Below are 20155 nucleotides of genomic sequence, written 5' to 3'. Positions count from 1 at the left end.
CTGGTGGCCCGTGCCGGGTCAGGGGAGCGCAGGGATGTCGGTGACGTGCCAGCCGCGGACCTCGGGCAGCGCCGTCCCTGAGGTCTCGGCGGCGACCAGCTGCTCGAAGGACCTCAGGTCGCGCGGGCGCAGCCGCACGGTGAGGACCACGGCGGCCCCGTAGGCCGGCGGGTCGACGATCGCACGGTGCACGTGGCACCACTCGCGCACCACGTTCTCCAGACGCCCGGCCGACACGTGGTCGGTCTCGACCGCCACCTCGACGCGCGGCTCCCGGCTGACCACGACGGCACGGTCGAGGGCCTCGCTCACCGACGTCGAGTAGGCACGGACCAGGCCGCCGGCACCGAGCAGCACACCGCCGAAGTACCGGGTGACCACGGCGACGACATCGGTGAGCCCTCGTTGGCGCAGCACCTCCAGCATCGGCACACCGGCGGTCCCGGACGGCTCGCCGTCGTCGGAGGACCGCTGCCGGTCGGCGCGCTGCCCCACCACGAGAGCCACGCAGCTGTGCCGTGCGTCCCAGTACTCCTTGCGGACGGCGGCCACGACCTCGTCGGCGGCCTCGACGCTGGCCACGTGCGCCACGCGGGTGATGAAGCGCGACCTCTTCACGACGATCTCGTGGACCGTCGTCCCGTCGACCGTCGAGGGGAGCGTCAGCCCCACCGGGAGGTCGGCAGGGAGCTCGAGGGCGGGTGACGGGTCCACCGGACGAGCCTACGCGGGGCAGGGGAGGAGCAGGTACGACGAAGGCCCCGACCGTCGCGGTCGGAGCCTTCGTCGTCAGTCGTCCGTCCGGGCGGCGTGCGCCGGTCCGGACGTGTCATGCCTCGAGGGTCAGGACGCCTTCTTGGCGTGCTCCTCGGCCTTGTCGGCTGCGCCGACCTCGGACGACTCGCCCGCGGTGCTCAGGCTGCCACCGGTGGACTCGAGGTGGGCACGTACGAACCAGTGGAACAGCTCGAGCTCGTGCAGGTGACCGATGAGCAGGTCGTTGGTGACGTCGTCGAGCTCCTCGACGTCGGTCGCCGCCTTGCGGTGGTCGGTGATGACGCCCTGGTACACCTCGTCCAGCGCACCGAGGTGCGCGATGGTCGTGGCGCGGCCGAGGGAGTAGTCGTCCCACGAGCGCTCGGAGACGATGACGCCGGGCGTGCCGCGCGGTGCGACACCGAGCGTCGCGATGCGCTCCGCGGTCGCGTCGACCATGAGACGCACGGCGTCGACCTGCGGGTCGAGCATCTCGTGGACCGCGATGAAGTGCGGGCCCACGACGTTCCAGTGGATGTGCTTGAGGGTCAGCGCGAGATCGTTGAGCGCGGTGAGCCGCAGCTGCAGGATCCGGGCGACCTCCTGTCCCTGCTCGGGGGTGAGCGAGGGGACGGTGTACTTGGGCAGGTTCTTGCGTGCCATGATGTCGCAGTCCTCCAGAGGTGATCGGAAGGGTGGTGAACCACCTGCCTCCATCGTGCACCTGGTCTGCTCTCCTCGCAGAAGTTACGTCCTGGTCCGCGGTGCGTCGTGGCCGGTCGGGAGCCCGTGGCGCAGCAGGAGGGCCAGCAGGAGCGCAGCGATCCCGCCCGGGACGGCGAACCACGGCCAGGTGATCGACGGCGCCGCGTCGGCGGCCGCGGTCAGCCCCCCGGCGAGCAGCGCCACGACCTGACCCGCGAGGTTGAAGACCGCCGAGCGGCGACCCTCCTGGACGAGGACGGTGACGTCGACGCGGGTCTTCCGGCCGGCGAGCGTGGCGAGCCAGCTGAGCCGCACGACGGCGTGCACCAGGACGATCAGCACCGGTGAGCGCCAGGTGTAGCCGGCGGGAGAGCCGAACACGTACGGCAGCAGGATCAGGGCGAGCGCCGTGCCTCCCACGCCGTAGCCCGGCCGGGCGAGGTTGGCCACAGCGCCTCCGACGAGACCTGCGGCGGCGATCGCGATCAGCGCCGGCGAGATCTCCGAGCCGAGGGTCGCGACGCCGAGGCCCGTGACCATCGCGACAGCCAGCGCGACGTGCACCGCCCACCCGGGGATGGATCGACCCACGTCGATGCGTGCACCCACGCGGTCGTCACGGCGCGACCGCAGGGCCGCGGGGAGCCACGCCGGCCGCCGGCTCTGCACCGGGGCGGTCACGAGTGGCCTCGCAGCGCACGGGCCTCGGCACGCAGCGCGACCGCGGGCTCACCCGTCGCCCACCGCAGCACCGTGACGCCGGCGCGCGAGAGCTCGTGCAGCCGGTCGCGACGGACGATGTCGTTGAGACGCCAGGCCAGCAGCTCGTGCCGGTCGAGGCCGCGCAGGACCTCCTGGGGGAGCGTGTCGACAGCCACCACGCGGTGCCCGAGGGCACGCCACGCGAGGGCGGTCCGCGAGGGCGAGTCGTCGAGGAAAGTCGAGAACAGGTAGACCATCGCGCCCGTCGGGAGCTGGGGTGGGCGTTCCCGGTGCTTCGGGGCGCCGGCCGGACGGGCCAGGGCGAGGGCGTGGACCACGCGTTGCAGGTGGCGCTTGCCCCCGGAGAGCGGGACGGGGGTGTGCAGCCGCCCGAGGTCCTCGAAGCCGAGCCTGTCCCCGCCGTCGACGACAGCCGTCCCGACGGTCGCCGCAGCCTCGCGCGCGATGTCGAGCGAGGTCTGGACGTCGGGCGCGGTCTCGCGGTACCCGCCCCAGGTGGAGACCTCAGGGCCGACGTCGTCGCGCGAGTCGAGCACGAGCACCACCGACGCCTCGGACGCGGCGAAGGTGCGACGGACGTAGAGCTCGGAGACGTCGGGAGAGCGTCGCGCGGTGGTCCGCCAGTCGACCCGGCGCACCGAGTCGCCCGCGCGGAACAGGGCGATGTCACGCAGCTGCGACCCGTCGCCCGGGCGGCGCGAGCTGTGCGGCCCGGTCAGGCCGCGCAGCTGCGAGGCGACGGGCACCACGTCGAGACGCCGCACGAGCGGCAGCACCAGCACGTGGTCGGGCTCGAGGTGCAGGGGGTCGAGGAACCAGCCGCCCTCGGCCGCCACCGGCACGGCGTCGACCGTGAACAGCTCGCGGGGGCCGGTCCGCACCGACGGCGTCGTGAGGTCGAGGGTCCTGGTGCCGTCCGGGACGCTGACGAGCGCGTCGACCGGGTCGTTGCCGGGGCTCTCCGCCCGCACCCGCACGAGGTCCACGCCGTGGGGGACCGTGAGGGTCAGCGCGACGGCGAGCTCCCGGTCACGGACCGTGGTGCTCCCGCTGCCGGTCGAGACCGTGAACGGTCCCGAGGGCCGGTTCGCGGCCGCCCAGGCGGCAGAGAGCACGAGCGGGACCGCGATGGCGACCGCCTGGGGCCGTCCGGCTGCGAGGCCTGCGCAGAGCAGCACGACGCCGACGAGCGCGCTGACGACGACCACGCCGTCGCGCTCCCACCGGACCGCCGGGGCGGCCGACCACCGGGCGGCGGCCCGCGCGGCCCGGGAGCGCTCGGCGACCGAGGACCCCCGTGTCATGCCCGCCCGACCTCGCGGCCGTCCGACCCGACGGTCGCCGGCCCGGGGACCTGGTCGAGCAGGCTGATGACGAGGGTCTCGGTGCTGACTCCCGCGGCCCAGGCCGCAGGGCTCAGGGTGAGGCGGTGCGCGAGCACGGAGACCGCGACCTCCTTGACGTCCTCCGGGAGGACGTAGTCACGTCCGTCGATGACCGCCAGGGCGCGCGCGACCAGCATGAGGGTCTGCGACCCGCGCGGCGACGCCCCCACCTCGAGGTCGGGGACGCTGCGGGTGGCTGCTGCGAGGTCGACGCAGTAGCGGATCACGTCGGGGTCGAGCGCGACGTCCTCGACCCCGGACTGCATCGCCAGCAGGATCTCGGGCGACACCACCGCGTCGACCGAGCTGAACTCCTGGCGCCGGTCGAGCCGGCGGCGCAGCACGTCGAACTCCGCCTCCCGGTCCGGGTAGCCGACCGCGAGGCGGACCATGAACCGGTCGAGCTGGGCCTCCGGGAGGGGGTAGGTGCCCTCGTACTCGACCGGGTTGGACGTCGCCATCACGTGGAAGGGCAGCGTGAGCGGGTACGTGGTGCCGTCGATCGTCACCTGCCGCTCGGCCATGGCCTCGAGCAGCGCCGACTGCGTCTTGGGTGCGGTGCGGTTGATCTCGTCGGCGAGGAACAGGCCGGTGAAGACCGGACCGGGCCGGAACAGGAACTCGCGCGTCGCGGGGTCGTAGACGGTCGACCCGGTGATGTCTGCCGGGAGCAGGTCCGGGGTGCACTGCAGGCGGGCGAAGTCGAGCCCGAGCGCCGAGGCGAGGCTGCGGGCGGCGAGCGTCTTGCCGAGCCCGGGGACGTCCTCGAAGAGCACGTGGCCCCCGGCGAGCACCGCGGCGAGGGCGGTGCGCAGCGGCTTCTCCATGCCGACGACCACGGTCCCGACCTCGGCGAGCACCCGTGAGGAGAGCTCGGAGATCTCGGCGACCTGGAGGGGTGCGGGGGCAGGGGCGGAGGTCATCGGGTGCTCCTCGTCGGGTGGGTCTGGGGGGTGGGGCCGGCGGGGTCGAGGTCCGCGAGCCGGTCGATCGTGCGGGCGAGCTGGTGGACGGTGGGGTGGTCGGTGCGAGACTCCACGAAGTCGTAGGCTTCGTCGCCCAGCAGCCCGCGGGAGGTCTCCGTCTGCTGCGGGTCGTCGAGGTCGACGCCGAGCAGCCGGAGCCGGGACGCGGTGGCCGAGCGGACGGCGGCGACGGCACGCGGGGTGACCGCGTCGTCGCGGGACATGAAGCTCCAGGAGAGGTCCGAGACGTCGTCGCGCGCGCCCTGCTTGGCGCGGGACTCGTGCCGCGGCCAGCGCGGCTGGCGCGGGTCCTGCTGGCCGACGACCATGACCGTCACGGCGACCGACGCGACCAGCGCCATGAGGGTGTGCGCGAGGTCCGTGCCGATCGCGAGGTGCAGGACGGCGGCGACGACCGCCTGGATGGCGACGTAGACCCAGAACCGGATCATCGGGCACCACCCTGGGTCGAGGTCTGGTCCGTGCTGGAGGCCGTGCTGGAGGGAGTGGCGGACCGCAGGTCGACGACGAGGCGCTCGAGGGCCTCGGCCGCCGTCGCGCCCTGCTCGGGGGTGATCCGGTGGTCGGTGAACCGCGCGCGGTGGTAGAGGCGCAGGAGGGTCTGGACGGCGTCGGGGCTGGCCGGCGTGGTCCCGAGGACCTCGACCGTGAACTCGGTCGGGGTCTGCGCGGGGGTCCGCTCGGTGCCGCTCGCCTCCGCGGCGGACTCGAGCGCCACCCACGCCGCGACGACGTCGTCCGTGGGGTCGGCCGAGCTGCGCAGCCGGGTGGCCGCGAGCGCCGCGGCCTCCTCGAGCTCGGCGACGGGCACGACGGCGACGACGGTGGTCGCGGCGTCGCCGACGACGGGCTCGGGGAGGGTGCGTGCGGCGAGCCAGGGGAGAAGCCTGCGGGTGATGACCTTGCGGGCGAAGACGATGAGGGCGGCGAGGAGGGCGACGCCGAGGACGATGGCGAGGATGGTGCTGGTGCCGTCTCCCTCGGGCTCCCGTTCCTCGACGGGCTCCTCGGTCGGCAGGGGCTCGAGCGTGGGCGCGGTGGTGGGCTCGACGGGCGCGGTGGTGACCGGGACCGGGTCGGGCTCGGTCACCTGCCAGGGGCCGCTGAGCGCTGCGCTGGCGACGACCAGGAGGAGCAGGGCTGTGGCGAGGGCGACGGCGACGGTGGTGGCGCGCCAGCGCGGTCCGCCGGAGCGACGAGATCGTCGTGGGCCCGGTGCGGGCACAGTGCTCCCGCTGGTCTGGCCGCTGGCGTGGCTCTGCTGAGGAGGTGACGTCATCGTGGCGCCCACCTTAGCGGGGGTCGGCGGGTCAGGTGAGGAGCGACGCGGCGTGCTGGCCTGCGACGGCGGCTGCCAGGAAGGCTGCGGGGTCCTGGTCGAGCCCGCGGCCCATGGTGGAGAGGCGGACGGGCGAGAGCGCGAGGGCGTCGGCGAGGTCGGGGGTGGCTGGGGCCTCGACGAGGGTGTGCCGGGCGGGTCCTGCGGCGAGGCGTGGGGCCTGCTGCTGGATGCGGGCGTCGAGGGCGAGCGGGTCGTGGCCGGCGGCGTCGAACCGGTCGGCGACCTGGTCGAGGCGGGGGACGGGGACGTCGGCGGGGAGGAGGGCGACGCGGCCGTAGGCGGTGAGGGAGTGGTGGGAGATCCCCTGGTGGCGTTCGCGGGCGTCGGCGCCGGAGACGCGGAGGGAGGCGACGGGTCGGCCGCCGAGGGTGGCGGCGGCGTTGACGGCCTCTCCGGCGGCGACTCCGGAGAAGCCCCAGCGGGTGCCGGTGCCGAGGTTGCCGGGGCCCTGGGTGACGACGGCGAGGTCGGCGTCGAGGACGTGGTGGGCGGCGAGGAGGCCGGTGTGGACGGTGACGGCCTCGTGGTCGCCGCCGTAGGCCTGGCCGACGGTGATGGTGGCGGCGGTCCACCCGGTGTCGCGCAGCCGGGCGACGGTGCGGGAGAACCAGGCGGGGAGGGCGCCGCCGTCGGTCATGACGTAGACGATGCGGGGCGTGCGGCGGCCGTGGGTCTGGGCGTGGTGGCGTGCGCCGGCGACGATCGCGGGCAGGGCGGAGTGGAGGTCGGCGACGACGACGGGCATGCCGCCGAGGTCGTCGGCGTCCTGGAGGGTGCTGTGGTGGGGGGACTCCTGCTCGTCGACGCCGAGCACCATCGTCTGGTGCGGGGTGTAGCGGGCCTTGACGAGGTGGCCGGGCCCGTCGGTGCGGGGGGAGGCCGCGACGGGCTGGCCGTCGCGGGGGAGGACGGCGACGACGAGGGCGTACCCCCCGGTGCCGAGGCCGCGGTCGAGGGCGGTGGTGTTGAGGAGGACGTGGTCGCCGACGGTGGTGGGACCGACGAGGGCGGGGTAGGCGAGGGCGCGCAGGGTGCTCTGGGTGTGCTGCGGACCGGCGCCGGGGACGTCGCTGTCGACGGGGTCGGTCTGGACGGTGAGCTCGAGTGCGCCGTCCCAGGCGGTCCCGGTCGAGAGGATGCGTGCGCCGCGCCATGTCATCACGCCCCAGACGCTACTCGACCTCGGTGGGCGCTAGCGTAGGGGCGTGCCTGCGAACACCCCACCTGCCGCCAGACTCCTCAACCTCGTCATCGCGCTGATGAACACGCCGCTGCGCATGTCGAAGGAGGAGATCCGTGGCTCGGTCGCGGGCTACGACGACGCGGCGACCACCGAGGCCTTCGAACGGATGTTCGAGCGCGACAAGGACTCGTTGCGCGCCCTGGGGGTGCCGATCGTCACCGTCGACGCAGGCGGTCACGCCCAGGACGCGGGGTACCGGATCGACAAGGACGCCTACGCGCTCGAGGAGGTCGACCTCACGCCGGCAGAGCTGGGCGTGCTGTCGCTCGCGGCGCAGTTCTGGCAGGACAGCGCGGTGGCCGTGGACACCTCGCGCGCGCTCACCAAGCTGCGCTCGGCGGGGGAGCCGGCCGAGCTGGGGGACGGCGCGGACGTGACGGCGGGGCTGGCCCCGCAGGTGCGGTCGGTGTCCGACGCGTACGAGACGTTGCTCGACGCGGTGGTCGAGCGTCGTGCGGTGACCTTCACCTACCGTGCGGCGAGCACCGGGCAGGTGCTGCAGCGGACCGTCGAGCCGTGGCGGGTCGTGGTCCGTGACGGCGGGTGGTACCTGCTGGGTCACGACCAGGACCGCCGGGCGGCGCGTGCCTTCAAGCTCACCCGGGTCGAGGGCCAGGTGCGGGCGTCCGGGCCTGCGGGCGCCTTCGAGATCCCGGAGGGTCTCGACGCCGACGCGCTCATCGGGCTGCGCCGGCAGGCACCGGTGCGTCCCGCGGTCCTCGCGATCCGTCCGGAGCGCGCCGGGGCGCTGCGTGCCCGCGGGCGGGCTGCGGGCGAGGGCGAGACGCGGGCCGACAGCAGCACGACCACCGTCCCTGCGGGACGCGACGTGGTCGTGGTGGACTTCACCTCGGTGCAGACCGTCGCGGACGAGGTCGCCGGGTACGGTGACGCGGTCGTGGTGCTCGACCCGCCCGACCTGCGGGCCGCGGTCGTCGAGCGCCTGCGGGCGGCGTCGTCGCTGGCAGGCGCACCTGCTCCACCGAGCGCACAGGCTGCACAGACCGCACACGCTGCACAGACGACCGAGGGGACCCACCGTGGCTGAACGTGCGACCGACCGCTTCGTGCGCCTCGTAGGGCTCGTGTCCTTCCTCGAGGCGTCCGGGCCCGTGCCCGTCGACGAGCTCGCCCGGCACTTCGGCGTGACGGCCAAGCAGATCCTCGCCGACGTCGACACCCTCTGGGTGTCGGGGACGCCCGGCTACTGGCCGGACGACCTCATCGACTTCGACGCGGACTCCTACGACCGCGGGGTCGTGCACCTCACCGAGGCCCGCGGCATGACGCGCCCGCTGCGGCTGGGGACGCGCGAGGGCATCGCGCTCATCGCTGCCCTGCGCGCGCTGCACGAGGCCGTGTCGGCCTCGGGGGACGACGAGCAGGCCGGCGTGGTCGAGTCCGCGCTCACCAAGCTGACCGTCGCCACCGGGGACGCCGCGTCGGCCCTCGACGTCCGGGTGACCGTCGACGCGTCCCGGGAGGTGCTGGCGGCCATCCGGTCGGCCACGACCACGGGACGCCGCCTGCTCATCGACTACGTGGACGGTTCCGACGTCACGACCCGACGGGTCGTCGAGCCCTTCCGCCTCGTCCCCTCCGACGACGTCACATACCTGCACGCCTGGTGCCTCGACGCCCAGGGGGAGCGCACCTTCCGCACCGACCGCATCCTCGCCGCCGAGGTCGTCGACGAGCCGGCGACCCGCACGGCCAGCCCGGCTGCCGCCTCCCGCGCCTACCGGCCGGCGGGCGACAGCGTCGTCGAGCTCGTGCTGTCGGCCCAGGCACGGTGGATCGCCGAGCAGGTGCCGGTCGAGTCCGTCACCAACATCGACGAGACCCGCTTCGCGGTGACGCTGCGGGTCGCCAACCCGGCGTGGCTGCGGCTGTTCCTGCTGCGCAACGCCTCGCGCATCCTCTCGGTCGGCCCCGAGGAGGTCCGCGAGGACGTCGCGGTCGCGGCACGCCTGGCCCTGGCGGAGTACGAGAGCCTCGGCCTCCTCGACGACGAGCAGGCTGCCGGCCCGCCGTCGCTCCCGGCGCCCGCGGGCGCCGGGGCCTAGGGTGGTCGGCATGTGGTTCTGGATCTGGTTCGTCCTCGTGCTCGCCGCCCTCGCCGGGGCGGTGCTGCTCGGCCGGTCGCTGTGGCGCCGGGTCAAGAGCACCACGCGTGCCGCGGGGGAGGCCCTCGGGTCCCTCGACCGGCTCGCCGAGAAGATCGACGCCCTCGAGGGCGTGCCGGTGGGTCCGGAGCCGCGCCCCGTCGACGTCTTCGCCGACAGCGCCGCACGGCACGACCTCGCCGAGCTGGTCGCGAGCCGCCGGACCGCACGCCGCAGCCGCCGACGCGCGCGCTACGAGGCCGACGCCGACCGGTACGAGCAGTGGCGCCACATCGACCTGTGAAGGACTCTGCGGGGCTCTGGGGCCCCTGGACGGCGCTGCGCGGCGCCGGTCACCGACCGTCGACAGCCGCCGGACCCACGCTCTCAGACCGTTGAGCCGAGACCGTCGGTAGGGCAGGATGGAGGGAAGCGCTTCGACGGAGAAGCGCCTGCACCAGGCAGCAACCTCGGGCAGGTACCCTTCGCTTGCGTCACCGGATCTACGATGGTTCTACCCACCCGCAACAGGAGGCACTCATGGGAGCGTTGAAGCCCACGCACCTGCTCATCCTTCTCGTCGTCATCCTTCTCCTCTTCGGGGCGAAGCGTCTTCCCGACCTGGCCAAGAGCGTCGGCCAGTCCCTGAAGATCTTCAAGAAGGAGATGAAGGAGCTCACCGACGACGACGACGCGCCGAAGGCCGCGCCGACCGTCCAGGTCGTCACCCCTGAGCAGGGCGCCGCGACGCCGCCGGTCTCCCCGGTCGACGTCACCGCCACGCCGCCACGGACACCGTCCGGGAGCACCACCCCGCCGCAGGCGTGAGCGTGGCGCAGGGCTCGCGCCGGTCTGAGGAGCGCGCCGAGAAGCTGGCCGCCAAGGGCAAGATGCCCTTGCGCGGCCACCTCCTCGAGCTCCGCCGGCGCCTGTTCCTCGCCGCCCTCGGCATCGTCATCGGTGCCGTGGGCGGCTGGTTCCTGTACAACCCCGTCTTCAACCTGCTGCAGCAACCTCTCCTCGACGCCGCTGCCCGGCTGAACCAGCCGGTCAACATCAACTTCGGCGGCATGGCGACGGCGCTCGACATGAAGATCAAGATCTCGTTCTTCATCGGCCTGTTCCTCACCAGCCCCTGGTGGCTGTTCCAGCTGTGGTCCTTCATCACCCCGGGGCTCACCAGCAAGGAGAAGCGCTACACGGTCGGGTTCCTCGGGTCTGCCATCCCGTTGTTCCTGGCCGGTGCGTTCATGGCCTGGGCGATCCTGCCGCACGCGGTGAAGATCCTCACGGACTTCCTGCCGGAGGGGGCGACGAACTTCCAGGACGCGCAGACGTACCTCAGCTTCGTCATGCGCCTCCTCATCGCCTTCGGGCTCGCCTTCGTGCTGCCCGTCGTCATGGTCGTGCTCACCTTCGCCGGGCTCGTCCGGTCCGAGTCCTGGGCCAAGGGGTGGCGGTGGGCGATCGTCATCGCCTTCACCTTCGCCGCGATCATGACCCCGACGCCCGACGCGCTCACCATGATCCTCGTGGCGCTGCCGATCGTCCTGCTGTACTTCGCGGCCCTCGGGGTGTGCATCCTGCGCGACCGCGCCGTCGACAGGCGGACCGCCGCGCTCGACGCCGAGATCGACGCGTACGACGTCTGACGCACCACGATGACCGAGACCCCCGCCACGCGCGGGCCGGTCACCGGAGCGCCCTCCAGCCCCGGTGACCGCGCCCGCACGGCAGCACAGCACGCACCCGCCGAGGCCCCCGCGCGACGGACCGTCGGTCTCGTGGTCAACCCCACCGCCGGGCACGGCCGCGGCGGGGAGGCAGGCCGGCGCACCGCCGAGCTCCTGGCCCGTGCAGGGGTCGACGTCGTCGACCTCACCGGTGCGTCCGTGGCCGACGCCGTGGCGCGCGCACGCCCCGCCGCCCTCGACGGGCTCGCCGCCCTCGTGGTCGTCGGTGGCGACGGGATGGTGCACCTCGGCGTCAACGCCACCGTCGGGACGCCGACGCCCCTGGCGATCGTCGCCGCAGGGTCGGGCAACGACTACGCCCACGTCCTCGGTCTGCCCGTCCACGACGTCGAGGCCTCCGTCCGGCAGGTCGTCGCCGCCCTCGACCACCCGCCCCGCCGGGTGGACGCCGTGCACGTCGGCCCGCACGTCCCGGGCACCACGAGCGGCGCACGGGCGGCCGCAGGGACGGCCGCAGGGACGGCGACCGCCCCACCCGGCCTCGCCCCGGACACCGAGGGGGGCTGGGGTGGCCGCTGGTACGCCGGGGTCCTGTCCCTCGGCCTCGACGCCGACGTCAACGCGCGGGCCAACACCTACCGCTGGCCCGCCGGCCACGGGCGCTACGTGCGCGCCGTCCTCGCCTGCCTCGCCGGCTTCACGCCCTACGGGTACACCCTCACCACCGACGACGGCACCCGGACCTTCCGCGGCACGCTGGTCGCGGTCGCGAGCTCGTCGCAGTTCGGGGGCGGGCTGAGCATCGCCCCCGACGCGCAGGTCGACGACGGGCACCTCGACGTCGTCTACGCCACCGAGCTGTCCCGGCGGGGGATCCTGCGGCTCTTCCCGCGGCTGTACCGCGGGACGCACCTGAGCCACCCGGCGGTGCACGTGCTGCGCACCCGCAGCGTCGTGGTGACCGCCAGCGGCGACGGGCGCGTCCCGCCCGTGGCCTTCGCCGACGGCGAGGTGGTGGGGCCCGTCCCGCTCCGCGTCGAGGTGTACCCGGGGGCGCTGCACGTGCTCGCCGGGCCGGCGCAGCCCGCCCGCACCGCAGGGGTCACCGGCTCGCTCTAGGCTGGAGGTATGGCACCTCCCTCCCGACGCCGCAGGTCGGCCCCGGCCACCCCGGCCGCCGCCAGCACCACCCGCACCGGCCCGAGCCCCGCCGAGCGCTACCAGCAGTACCGCCAGCGCGCCGAGCTCGACTCCCAGCAGGTCTCCGCGTTCCGCCAGACCCTCGACTTCGACCTCGACGACTTCCAGCTCGAGGCCTGCGCCGCGCTCGAGCGCGGGCACGGCGTGCTCGTGGCCGCCCCGACCGGAGCAGGCAAGACCATCGTCGGCGAGTTCGCCATCCACCTCGCGGTGACCGGCGGGCGCAAGGCGTTCTACACCACGCCGATCAAGGCCCTGAGCAACCAGAAGTACGCCGACCTCGTCGCCCGGTACGGCGCCGAGCACGTCGGGCTGCTCACCGGCGACACGACCATCAACGGCGAGGCCCCCGTCGTCGTCATGACCACCGAGGTCCTGCGGAACATGCTCTACGCCGCGTCGCCCACCCTCGACAACCTCGGCTTCGTGGTCATGGACGAGGTCCACTACCTCGCCGACAGGTTCCGCGGCTCCGTCTGGGAAGAGGTCATCATCCACCTCGCCGCCGACGTGCAGCTCGTGTCGCTGTCCGCGACGGTCTCCAACGCCGAGGAGTTCGGCGACTGGCTCGAGATGGTCCGCGGCGACACGACCGTCGTCGTCAGCGAGCACCGACCCGTGCCGCTCACCCAGCACGTGGCTGCCGCACGACGGGGGGCCGCTCCCGGCGGGCTCTTCGACCTCTACGCGCACACCGTCGACCCCACCGCCCCGGGGCCCAACCCGCCCATCAACCCCGACCTGCTGGCCCTCATGCGCCAGGGCGACTCCTTCCGCGGCGGCGGGGGCCGCGGTCGCGGCTACCGCAGCGCCCGCGGCCAGGGCGGCCCCGGCGGACGCAGCCGGGACAGCGCACGGGGCTCGGCCGGGACGACCGGCCGCCGCGGCCCCGCACGGTTCACCGTCGTCGACGAGCTCGAGCAGGCCCGCCTGCTGCCCGCCATCTACTTCATCTTCTCCCGCGCCGGGTGCGAGGGAGCCGTCGCGCAGTGCGTCGGCTCGGGGCTGCGGCTGACCACCCCGGAGCAGGAGCTCACCATCCGCGGGATCGTCGAGGCGCGCTGCGCAAACATCCCCTCCGAGGACCTCGCCGTCCTGGGCTACTGGGGCTGGCTCGACGCCCTGACCCGCGGCATCGCCGCGCACCACGCCGGCATGCTCCCGCTGTTCAAGGAGACCGTCGAGGAGCTCTTCAGCGCCGGTCTCGTCAAGATCGTCTTCGCGACCGAGACCCTGGCCCTCGGCATCAACATGCCCGCGCGCTCCGTCGTCCTCGAGAAGCTCGTCAAGTGGGACGGCTCGTCGCACGTCGACCTCACGCCGGGGGAGTACACCCAGCTCACCGGGCGCGCCGGACGTCGCGGCATCGACGTCGAGGGGCACGCCGTGGTCGTCGACCACCCCGGCCTCGACCCGGTGGTCCTCGCCGGCCTCGCCTCCAAGCGCCTCTACCCCCTGAAGTCCAGCTTCGCGCCCACCTACAACATGGCCGTCAACCTCGTGTCCCAGGTGGGCCGCGAGCGCGCCCGCGAGATCCTCGAGACGTCCTTCGCGCAGTTCCAGGCAGACCGCGGCGTGGTGGGCCTGGCCAAGCAGGCGGCGGCGAGCTCGGAGGCGCTCGACGGCTACGCCGAGGCGATGCTCTGCGAGCAGGGCGACTTCCGCGAGTACATGCGGCTGCGCAAGGCGCTGTCGGCGCGCGAGGCCGAGCTGTCGAAGCGTGCGACGAACGAGCGCCGCAGCGAGGTCGTGCGGGCGCTCGAGTCGCTGCGCCGTGGTGACCTCGTCGAGATCCCGTCGGGGCGCCGGGCCGGGTACGCGCTCGTGCTCGACCCGGGGTCGGACGGCGGCTTCGACGGGCCGCGCCCGACGATCCTCAGCACCGACCGCCAGGTGAAGAGGCTGACCGTGGCCGACGTCCCGCAGGGGCTTCGGGTGGTGGGTGAGGTGCGGATCCCCAAGACCTTCAACGCCCGCAACCCCGGCTCACGACGGGACCTCGTGTCGTCGATGAACACCAGGCTGGGCGCGTTCGCGGACACCGCTGACGGGCGCGTGCCCAAGCGTTCCGGCTCGACGCGTCGTGGCGCGGGCGACGACGCGGAGGTGGCGCGGATCCAGGCGGCCCTGCGGGCGCACCCCTGCCACTCGTGCCCCGACCGCGAGACGCACGCGCGGTGGGCGCTGCGGTGGGAGTCCCTCGACAAGGAGCACAAGGCGCTGATGCGTCGCATCGAGGGACGCACGGGGTCGATCGCGAAGGTGTTCGACCGCATCTGCGACGTGCTGCGGACGCTGGAGTACCTCGAGCGGGACGAGCACGGCGCGCTCGTGGTGACCCGTGCGGGGGAGAGCCTCAAGCGGCTGTACGCGGAGAGCGACCTGCTGCTGGCCGAGTGCCTGCGTCGCGGGGTCTGGGACGACCTCGACCCCGCGGGCCTGGCGGCGGCGGTGTCGACAGTCGTGTACTCGGCGCGCCGGGACGACCGTGAGGAGGAGCCGCACGTGCCGGGTGGTCCGGACGGGCGGCTGGCCCGCGCGCTCGACGAGACGGTGCGGATCTGGTCGGCTCTCGACGACCTCGAGGACGCGCACCGGCTCGAGGCGACGGGTCCGCTCGACATGGGGCTGGTCGAGGCGATGCACCGCTGGGCGTCGGGGCGCAGCCTCGACGTGGTGCTCAAGGGCACCGACCTCGCTGCGGGAGACTTCGTTCGGTGGTGCAAGCAGGTGATCGACGTCCTCGGGCAGCTCACCAAGGCCTCGCCGCAGGACCACGTCCGGGTCACCGCGGACAAGGCGATCGACGCGCTGCGCCGGGGCGTGGTGGCGTACTCGAGCGTGTAGCCGGGTGCGCTGCTCGCCCCTGGTGGGCTGAGGGCACGTCGTGGCCTAGGGTGGTTCGTCGTGACTTCCATCGTGCTCCGTGGCGGCATCATCCACTCTCCGGCAGACCCCTTCGCCGAGGCTGTCCTGGTCGACGACGGGGTGGTGACCTGGATCGGCGCGAACGACACGGCCGACGGTCTCGCCGCCCGGGCGGACCGTGTCGTCGAGCTCGACGGGGCACTGGTGGCCCCCGGCTTCGTCGACGCGCACGTGCACGTCCTCGAGGAGGCGCTCGCCCGCGCAGGGCTGGACCTCGACGGGCTGGGGTCGCGTGCCGCGACGATCGACGCCGTCGCCGCGCGCAGCAGGACGCTCCGGGCGGAGGACGGCCCGCTCCTGGCCCACGGGTGGGACGAGAGCGTGTGGGACGACGCGCGACGCCCGACCGCCCACGAGCTCGACGCCGCGACAGGCGGCGCGGCCGTCTACGCCGCGCGTGCCGACCTGCACTGCGCGGTCGTGTCCAGCCGCCTCGCCGACCTCGCCGGCCTGCGGTCCCTGCCCGGGTGGCGCGAGGACGGCTTCGTCACGGGGGAGGCGCACCTCGCCGCCCGGGCTCTCGCCCGCACCCTGACCCCGGAGGCACGGGACCGCCTCGTCCTCTCGGCCTTGCAGGCCGCCGCGGCGAACGGCGTGGTGAGCGTGCACGAGGCCTCCGCGCCCGGCATCGACACCCGTGAAGGTCTGGCCTCCCTCATCGCGCTCACCGCCTCCGACGACTCCGGGCTGCCCCTCGTGGTGGGGTACCGCGGGGAGCTGGTCCGCACCGCCGACGAGGCGCGCGAGATCGCCGACCAGATCCCGGGGCTCCGCGGGCTCGCGGGCGACCTCAACGTCGACGGGTCGATCGGGGCGCGCACGGCCGCGCTGCGGGCGCCCTACTCTGATGCCCCGGGGACCTCGGGATCGCTGTCCCTCGACGCCGACCAGGTCCGCGACCACGTGCTCGCCGTGACCGAGGCAGGGCTGCAGGCCGGGTTCCACGTCATCGGCGACCTGGCCATGGACACCGCGGTCGCCGGGCTCGTCGCGGCCGCCGAGACGTCGCGGAGCGCGATGCGCAGGCTCGGGCACCGGCTCGAGCACGCCCTCATGCTCGACGACGCGGCCCTGCAGGCGCTCGTACCGCTCGGCGTGGGCCTGAGCATGCAGCCGGGCTTCGACGCCGCCTGGGGAGCACCTGGCGGCCTCTACGAGGCGCGGCTGGGGGAGCGGGCCACCCAGATGCACCGCCTCGCCGCGATCGCCTCGGCCGGGATCCCGACCGCCTTCGGCTCGGACGCGCCCGTCACCGCGCTCGCACCCTGGGCTGCGGTCCGCGGTGCGGTGTTCCACCACACGGCCGACCAGCGGATCTCCGCCCGTGCTGCCTTCCGCGCCTCGACCCGTGGCGGGTGGCGCCTCGCCGGGATGGACCACACCGGTGCCGGGGAGATCCGCGTCGGGGCGCCCGCGCACCTCGCCGTGTGGCGGGCCGAGCAGGTGACCGTCCAGTCGGAGGCCTCCGGGCTGTCGTCGTGGAGCACCGACGCGCGGTCGGGGACACCGCTGCTGCCCGACCTCACCGACCCCGAGACGTACCCCGAGTGCGTCATGACGCTGCGTGCCGGACGGCCGGTCTACGACGCGCTCGGCTGAGCCCGACCGACGTCCACGGTGATCCGCGGCCGCCCTCCCGAGGAGCTGCGGGGCGGGACGGGCGAGGCCCGTGTGACACCTGGTGCACCTGAGGCGACCCGTCGGTCCGTCGGTGGAGAATCTGTGTGCGAAGCCTTGACAGCGCGCGGGCCCGGCCAGGTAGGTTCGCCTGGTGCGAGAGCGCGGCGCTCCGGCGTCCAGGGGTCCACAGCCTCACTCTGCGGGCACCGAACCGGAAGCTCTCTGTCCGGTACGTGGAGGTCCGCGCGTCCAGTAGAAAACGACGTCCTCGACGTCGGCCCGAAGGACGCGCGGACCGCCCGCCACCTCGCGCGAGGCTCCTCCCATGTCGGTGACGTACCCTGCACGGGTGCCCGCCCGACCTGTACCCAGCGACCTCGCCGCCCACACTGCCCCGAGCGCCCACACTGCCCGGCCCGTGCCTCGGCTGCTCGCCCTCGTGCTCGCCGCGGTCGGCGGCGTCGTCACCGACCTCGCCTTCCCGGACGTCGGCATCTGGGTCCTCGCCCCGGTCGGCGTCGCGATGCTGTTCCTCGCGGGCGGACGGGACGCGCCGTGGTGGAACGCGCTCCTCGGCTTCGTCTGGGGGCTGACGTTCTTCTTGCGTCACATCCTCTGGGCGCAGTACGCGGTGGGCGACGTCCCGTGGGTCGCCCTGAGCGTCATGGAGGCGCTGTTCGTCGGTGCCGTGATGCTCGCGTGGACGTGGGTCCGCCGGGTGCCGGTCGTCCGTGACCACGCCACGGTGCAGGTGCTGTCCTTCGCGACGCTGTTCGTGGCAGGCGAGGCCGCACGCTCCGTCGCGCCCTTCGGTGGCTTCCCGTGGGGACGGCTCGCGTTCTCCCAGGCCGAGTCTGCCGTCGGACGCCTCGCGTGGCTCGCGGGCGCCCCGCTGGTGTCCTTCGCCGTCGTGGTGACCGGGGTGCTGCTGGCGATCGCCGTCCTCGCTCTGCTGCGCCTCGACCTGCTGCCGCTCGGCGTGTCCGCCCTGACCGCCGTGGCGGTGCTGGCCGTGGGCCTCGCGGTCCCGCTCGCCACCCAGGCAGAGTCCGGCACGCTCGCCGTCGGAGCCGTGCAGGGCAACGTGTCCAAACCCGGCCTCGACGCCTTCGAGAACCGGCGCGAGGTGCTCACCAACCACGTCGACGGGACGTACAGCCTCCTCGACAGCGTCGACCAGGGCGACCTCGACATCGTCCTGTGGCCCGAGAACGGCAGCGACTACGACCCGCAGGTCGACGCCCAGGCCGCGACCGACATCGACGGCGCCGCACAGGCCGTCGGCGCCCCGATCCTCGTCGGCGCGCAGGAGTTCCCCGAGACCGGAGGACGCTACAACGTCGGCCTGCTCTGGGAGCCCGGTGTCGGCGTCGTCGACCGCTACGCCAAGCAGCACCCGGCGCCCTTCGCCGAGTACATCCCGATCCGCGAGCTCGTCCGGCCCTTCTCGTCGGCCGTCGACCTCGTCACCAACGACATGATCGCCGGGACCGAGGTCGGCACCATCGCCCTCGACTCCGACCGCCTGGGCCGCACCGTGACCATCGGCGACGTCATCTGCTTCGAGGTCGCCTACGACGGGCTGGTCCGCGACTCCGTCGCCGCCGGCGCCGAGATGCTCGTGATCCAGACCAACAACGCGAGCTTCGGGCCGACGGCAGAGTCGACCCAGCAGCTCGCCATGTCCCAGCTGCGCGCCATGGAGACCGGACGGACCACCGTCCAGATCTCGACCGTCGGCGTGAGCGCGGTCATCGCCCCCAACGGGACGATCGTGTCCAGGACCGGGCTGTTCACGCACGAGCAGATGATCGAGGACGTCGCCCTGCGCACCTCGACGACCCCCGCCGTGGCCGTCGGGGCCTACGTCCCGTGGGTCACCCTCGCCGGCGCCCTGCTGCTCCTCGGTGCGGCGGCCGCCACCGGCGTGCAGCGTCGCCGCGCACGCACCGGCGCCGACCCGTCCACGAGGCGCTCCGCTCCGAAGAGGTAGAGACAGGTCCTGGCAGGCGATCTGCAGGTCACCTCGCAGGTCACGGTGCAGGTCGAGGTGCCGCCGGCAGGTCTGGTGGCGCCCGCGACGCTAATGTCTGGGGGTGCGTGCACCGCGCACGGGTCTACCGGGCGCCTCCGGAGACCGCACGACAGCCGTACGGCGAGCAGGGAGCAGGATGGATCCGCAGGCAGACCGCGTCCTCGTGGTCGTCCCCACGTACAACGAGGCCCTCACGCTCACGACGCTCGTCGACGGGCTGCGGGCGCACACGCCGGACGTCGACGTGCTCGTGGTCGACGACGCGAGCCCCGACGGCACCGGCGAGCTCGCCGACGCCCTCGCCCAGGCGCACCCCGGGGTGCACGTGCTGCACCGCACCGGCAAGCAGGGCCTGGGGACCGCGTACATCGCCGGCTTCCGCTGGGGCCTGGAGCGCGACTACGACGTCCTGTGCGAGATGGACGCCGACGGCTCCCACCGCTGCGAGGACCTGCCCCGGCTGCTCGCCGCGTCAGCCGCCCGGCCGCACCCCGCCCTCGTGCTCGGCTCGCGCTGGGTCCCCGGTGGGTCCGTGGTCAACTGGCCACGGCACCGCGAGCTGCTCTCGCGCGGCGGCAACACCTACGTCCGCCTCGCCCTCGGGCTGCGCCTCGGCGACGCGACCGGCGGGTTCCGCGCGTACCGCGCGCAGACGCTGCGCGACCTCGACCTCGCCGGCGTGGAGTCGCAGGGCTACTGCTTCCAGGTCGACATGTCGTGGCGGGTCGCGCAGGGCGGCGGGCAGATCGTCGAGGTCCCCATCACCTTCGTCGAGCGCACGGCGGGGGAGTCCAAGATGAGCCGCGGCATCGTCCAGGAGGCGCTGCGCAAGGTCACCGTCTGGGGCGCCCGGCACCGCGCCCAGCAGCTCCGCTCGCTCCTGCAGCGCGGACGGCGCCCCGCTCGCTGAGCAGGGCGCCGTCGGGACTCGCACGGGCCCCAGGGCCCGAGCGCGGAGCTGCGGTCGTCAGCCGACGAGCGCCGCCCGGACGACCTGCGAGAGCACCTTGCCGTCGACACGGCCGAGCCCTGCCGCGGCAGCGTTGACGGCCTTCATCACGGTGCCCATGTCCTTGGGGCCGGTGGCACCGGTCGAGGCGATCGCGTCGGCCACGAGCGCGTCCACCTGCTCGGGCGACAGGGTCGCCGGCAGGTAGGTCTCGATGAGGTCGGCCTCGGCCGTCTCGTTCGCCGCGCGGTCGTCCGCACCGGCGTCGGCGAAGATCTGCGCGCTCTCGCGACGCTTCTTCACCTCGGAGGCGAGCACCTTCTGCACCTCGTCGTCCGAGAAGTCGCGGGCGACCGAGCCGGACTTCTCCGCGGTGCGCACAGCACCGATGATCTGGCGCAGGGTGCCGGTGGTGAAGGTGTCACGGGCCTTCATGGAGGTGGTCAGGTCTGAGGTCAGTCGCTCGAGCGTGGTCATAGGACAA

19 protein-coding genes are annotated in these 20155 nt (G+C 73.7%); 10 read left to right on the top strand and 9 right to left on the bottom strand.

Annotated features, from left to right (window positions below):
* Positions 1 to 18 precede the first annotated feature (18 nt).
* The 8 genes from SKED_RS09145 to SKED_RS09110 all read right to left on the bottom strand — a co-directional run bounded on the left by SKED_RS09145 (position 19) and on the right by SKED_RS09110 (position 7059).
* Positions 19 to 714 carry a YigZ family protein gene (locus tag SKED_RS09145; RefSeq protein WP_012866859.1) on the bottom strand — a complete coding sequence of 232 codons (696 nt, stop codon included), beginning with the start codon at positions 712 to 714 and terminating at the stop codon, positions 19 to 21.
* Between the two features lie 129 nt (positions 715 to 843).
* On the bottom strand, positions 844 to 1419 hold the full coding sequence (locus SKED_RS09140; protein ID WP_012866858.1) for a Dps family protein: 576 nt from the start codon (positions 1417 to 1419) through the stop codon (positions 844 to 846).
* A gap of 84 nt (positions 1420 to 1503) precedes the next feature.
* The gene (locus SKED_RS09135; RefSeq protein ID WP_012866857.1) at positions 1504 to 2142 is read right to left on the bottom strand and encodes a hypothetical protein; all 639 of its coding nucleotides are present in this window, start codon (positions 2140 to 2142) and stop codon (positions 1504 to 1506) included.
* Positions 2139 to 3488 carry a DUF58 domain-containing protein gene (locus SKED_RS20860; RefSeq protein WP_012866856.1) on the bottom strand — a complete coding sequence of 450 codons (1350 nt, stop codon included), beginning with the start codon at positions 3486 to 3488 and terminating at the stop codon, positions 2139 to 2141. The genes SKED_RS09135 and SKED_RS20860 overlap by 4 nt, the downstream gene beginning before the upstream one ends.
* Entirely contained in the window at positions 3485 to 4492 is a 1008-nt protein-coding gene (locus SKED_RS09125) for an AAA family ATPase (protein ID WP_012866855.1), read from the bottom strand. Before SKED_RS09125 ends, SKED_RS20860 begins: the two co-directional genes overlap by 4 nt.
* Positions 4489 to 4986: a hypothetical protein gene (locus SKED_RS09120; RefSeq protein ID WP_012866854.1), complete on the bottom strand. Its 498-nt coding sequence runs from the start codon at positions 4984 to 4986 to the stop codon at positions 4489 to 4491. The genes SKED_RS09125 and SKED_RS09120 overlap by 4 nt, the downstream gene beginning before the upstream one ends.
* Positions 4983 to 5834 (bottom strand): DUF4129 domain-containing protein, encoded by an 852-nt coding sequence (locus tag SKED_RS20855; RefSeq protein WP_052293882.1) that lies wholly within the window; start codon positions 5832 to 5834, stop codon positions 4983 to 4985. Before SKED_RS20855 ends, SKED_RS09120 begins: the two co-directional genes overlap by 4 nt.
* A 31-nt stretch (positions 5835 to 5865) precedes the next feature.
* Positions 5866 to 7059, bottom strand: coding sequence for a DUF3866 family protein (locus SKED_RS09110; RefSeq protein WP_042437915.1), 1194 nt, complete (start codon positions 7057 to 7059; stop codon positions 5866 to 5868).
* Positions 7060 to 7102: 43 nt separating this feature from the next.
* Between SKED_RS09110 and SKED_RS09105 the strand changes: the two genes are divergently transcribed.
* The 10 genes from SKED_RS09105 to SKED_RS09060 all read left to right on the top strand — a co-directional run bounded on the left by SKED_RS09105 (position 7103) and on the right by SKED_RS09060 (position 19632).
* Entirely contained in the window at positions 7103 to 8188 is a 1086-nt protein-coding gene (locus tag SKED_RS09105; RefSeq protein WP_012866851.1) for a helix-turn-helix transcriptional regulator, read from the top strand.
* Positions 8181 to 9206: a helix-turn-helix transcriptional regulator gene (locus SKED_RS09100; RefSeq protein ID WP_012866850.1), complete on the top strand. Its 1026-nt coding sequence runs from the start codon at positions 8181 to 8183 to the stop codon at positions 9204 to 9206. The genes SKED_RS09105 and SKED_RS09100 overlap by 8 nt, the downstream gene beginning before the upstream one ends.
* Positions 9207 to 9216: 10 nt before the next feature.
* Positions 9217 to 9549: a hypothetical protein gene (locus tag SKED_RS09095; protein ID WP_012866849.1), complete on the top strand. Its 333-nt coding sequence runs from the start codon at positions 9217 to 9219 to the stop codon at positions 9547 to 9549.
* 236 nt (positions 9550 to 9785) lie between these two features.
* A complete protein-coding gene (gene tatA, locus SKED_RS09090; RefSeq protein ID WP_012866848.1) occupies positions 9786 to 10073 on the top strand; it encodes a Sec-independent protein translocase subunit TatA in 288 nt (95 codons plus the stop codon).
* Positions 10074 to 10135: 62 nt separating this feature from the next.
* Positions 10136 to 10897: a twin-arginine translocase subunit TatC gene (gene tatC / locus SKED_RS09085; protein WP_042438933.1), complete on the top strand. Its 762-nt coding sequence runs from the start codon at positions 10136 to 10138 to the stop codon at positions 10895 to 10897.
* A 9-nt stretch (positions 10898 to 10906) separates the two neighbouring features.
* Positions 10907 to 12058, top strand: a complete 1152-nt coding sequence (locus SKED_RS09080; RefSeq protein WP_012866846.1) for a diacylglycerol/lipid kinase family protein — start codon at positions 10907 to 10909, stop codon at positions 12056 to 12058.
* A 9-nt stretch (positions 12059 to 12067) separates the two neighbouring features.
* Positions 12068 to 14986 (top strand): DEAD/DEAH box helicase, encoded by a 2919-nt coding sequence (locus SKED_RS09075; RefSeq protein ID WP_012866845.1) that lies wholly within the window; start codon positions 12068 to 12070, stop codon positions 14984 to 14986.
* Between the two features lie 60 nt (positions 14987 to 15046).
* Positions 15047 to 16666, top strand: coding sequence for an amidohydrolase (locus SKED_RS09070; protein ID WP_012866844.1), 1620 nt, complete (start codon positions 15047 to 15049; stop codon positions 16664 to 16666).
* A gap of 439 nt (positions 16667 to 17105) precedes the next feature.
* Positions 17106 to 18680, top strand: coding sequence for an apolipoprotein N-acyltransferase (gene lnt / locus SKED_RS09065; RefSeq protein WP_012866843.1), 1575 nt, complete (start codon positions 17106 to 17108; stop codon positions 18678 to 18680).
* A 178-nt stretch (positions 18681 to 18858) separates the two neighbouring features.
* Positions 18859 to 19632 carry a polyprenol monophosphomannose synthase gene (locus tag SKED_RS09060; protein ID WP_012866842.1) on the top strand — a complete coding sequence of 258 codons (774 nt, stop codon included), beginning with the start codon at positions 18859 to 18861 and terminating at the stop codon, positions 19630 to 19632.
* A gap of 57 nt (positions 19633 to 19689) precedes the next feature.
* On the opposite strand, the gene SKED_RS09055 is transcribed toward SKED_RS09060, so the two are convergent.
* Positions 19690 to 20148, bottom strand: a complete 459-nt coding sequence (locus SKED_RS09055; RefSeq protein ID WP_012866841.1) for a GatB/YqeY domain-containing protein — start codon at positions 20146 to 20148, stop codon at positions 19690 to 19692.
* Positions 20149 to 20155 lie beyond the last annotated feature (7 nt).

Origin of the sequence: Sanguibacter keddieii DSM 10542 (genome assembly GCF_000024925.1) — a bacterium.
Taxonomy (GTDB): Bacteria; Actinomycetota; Actinomycetes; order Actinomycetales; family Cellulomonadaceae; genus Sanguibacter; species Sanguibacter keddieii.
The sequence above is the reverse complement of the archived record's forward strand: the minus strand, read 5'-3'. Positions and strand labels throughout refer to the sequence as shown.

Excerpts from the sequence above, each read along its gene's own strand:
- SKED_RS09140 (WP_012866858.1), bottom strand. The coding sequence starts at position 1,419 with ATGGCACGCAAGAACCTGCCCAAGTACACCGTCCCCTCGCTCACCCCC.
- SKED_RS20860 (WP_012866856.1), bottom strand. The coding sequence starts at position 3,488 with ATGACACGGGGGTCCTCGGTCGCCGAGCGCTCCCGGGCCGCGCGGGCC.
- SKED_RS09125 (WP_012866855.1), bottom strand. The coding sequence starts at position 4,492 with ATGACCTCCGCCCCTGCCCCCGCACCCCTCCAGGTCGCCGAGATCTCC.
- SKED_RS09120 (WP_012866854.1), bottom strand. The coding sequence starts at position 4,986 with ATGATCCGGTTCTGGGTCTACGTCGCCATCCAGGCGGTCGTCGCCGCC.
- SKED_RS20855 (WP_052293882.1), bottom strand. The coding sequence starts at position 5,834 with ATGACGTCACCTCCTCAGCAGAGCCACGCCAGCGGCCAGACCAGCGGG.
- SKED_RS09095 (WP_012866849.1), top strand. The coding sequence starts at position 9,217 with ATGTGGTTCTGGATCTGGTTCGTCCTCGTGCTCGCCGCCCTCGCCGGG.
- tatA (WP_012866848.1), top strand. The coding sequence starts at position 9,786 with ATGGGAGCGTTGAAGCCCACGCACCTGCTCATCCTTCTCGTCGTCATC.
- tatC (WP_042438933.1), top strand. The coding sequence starts at position 10,136 with ATGCCCTTGCGCGGCCACCTCCTCGAGCTCCGCCGGCGCCTGTTCCTC.
- SKED_RS09080 (WP_012866846.1), top strand. The coding sequence starts at position 10,907 with ATGACCGAGACCCCCGCCACGCGCGGGCCGGTCACCGGAGCGCCCTCC.
- SKED_RS09075 (WP_012866845.1), top strand. The coding sequence starts at position 12,068 with ATGGCACCTCCCTCCCGACGCCGCAGGTCGGCCCCGGCCACCCCGGCC.
- SKED_RS09060 (WP_012866842.1), top strand. The coding sequence starts at position 18,859 with ATGGATCCGCAGGCAGACCGCGTCCTCGTGGTCGTCCCCACGTACAAC.
- SKED_RS09055 (WP_012866841.1), bottom strand. The coding sequence starts at position 20,148 with ATGACCACGCTCGAGCGACTGACCTCAGACCTGACCACCTCCATGAAG.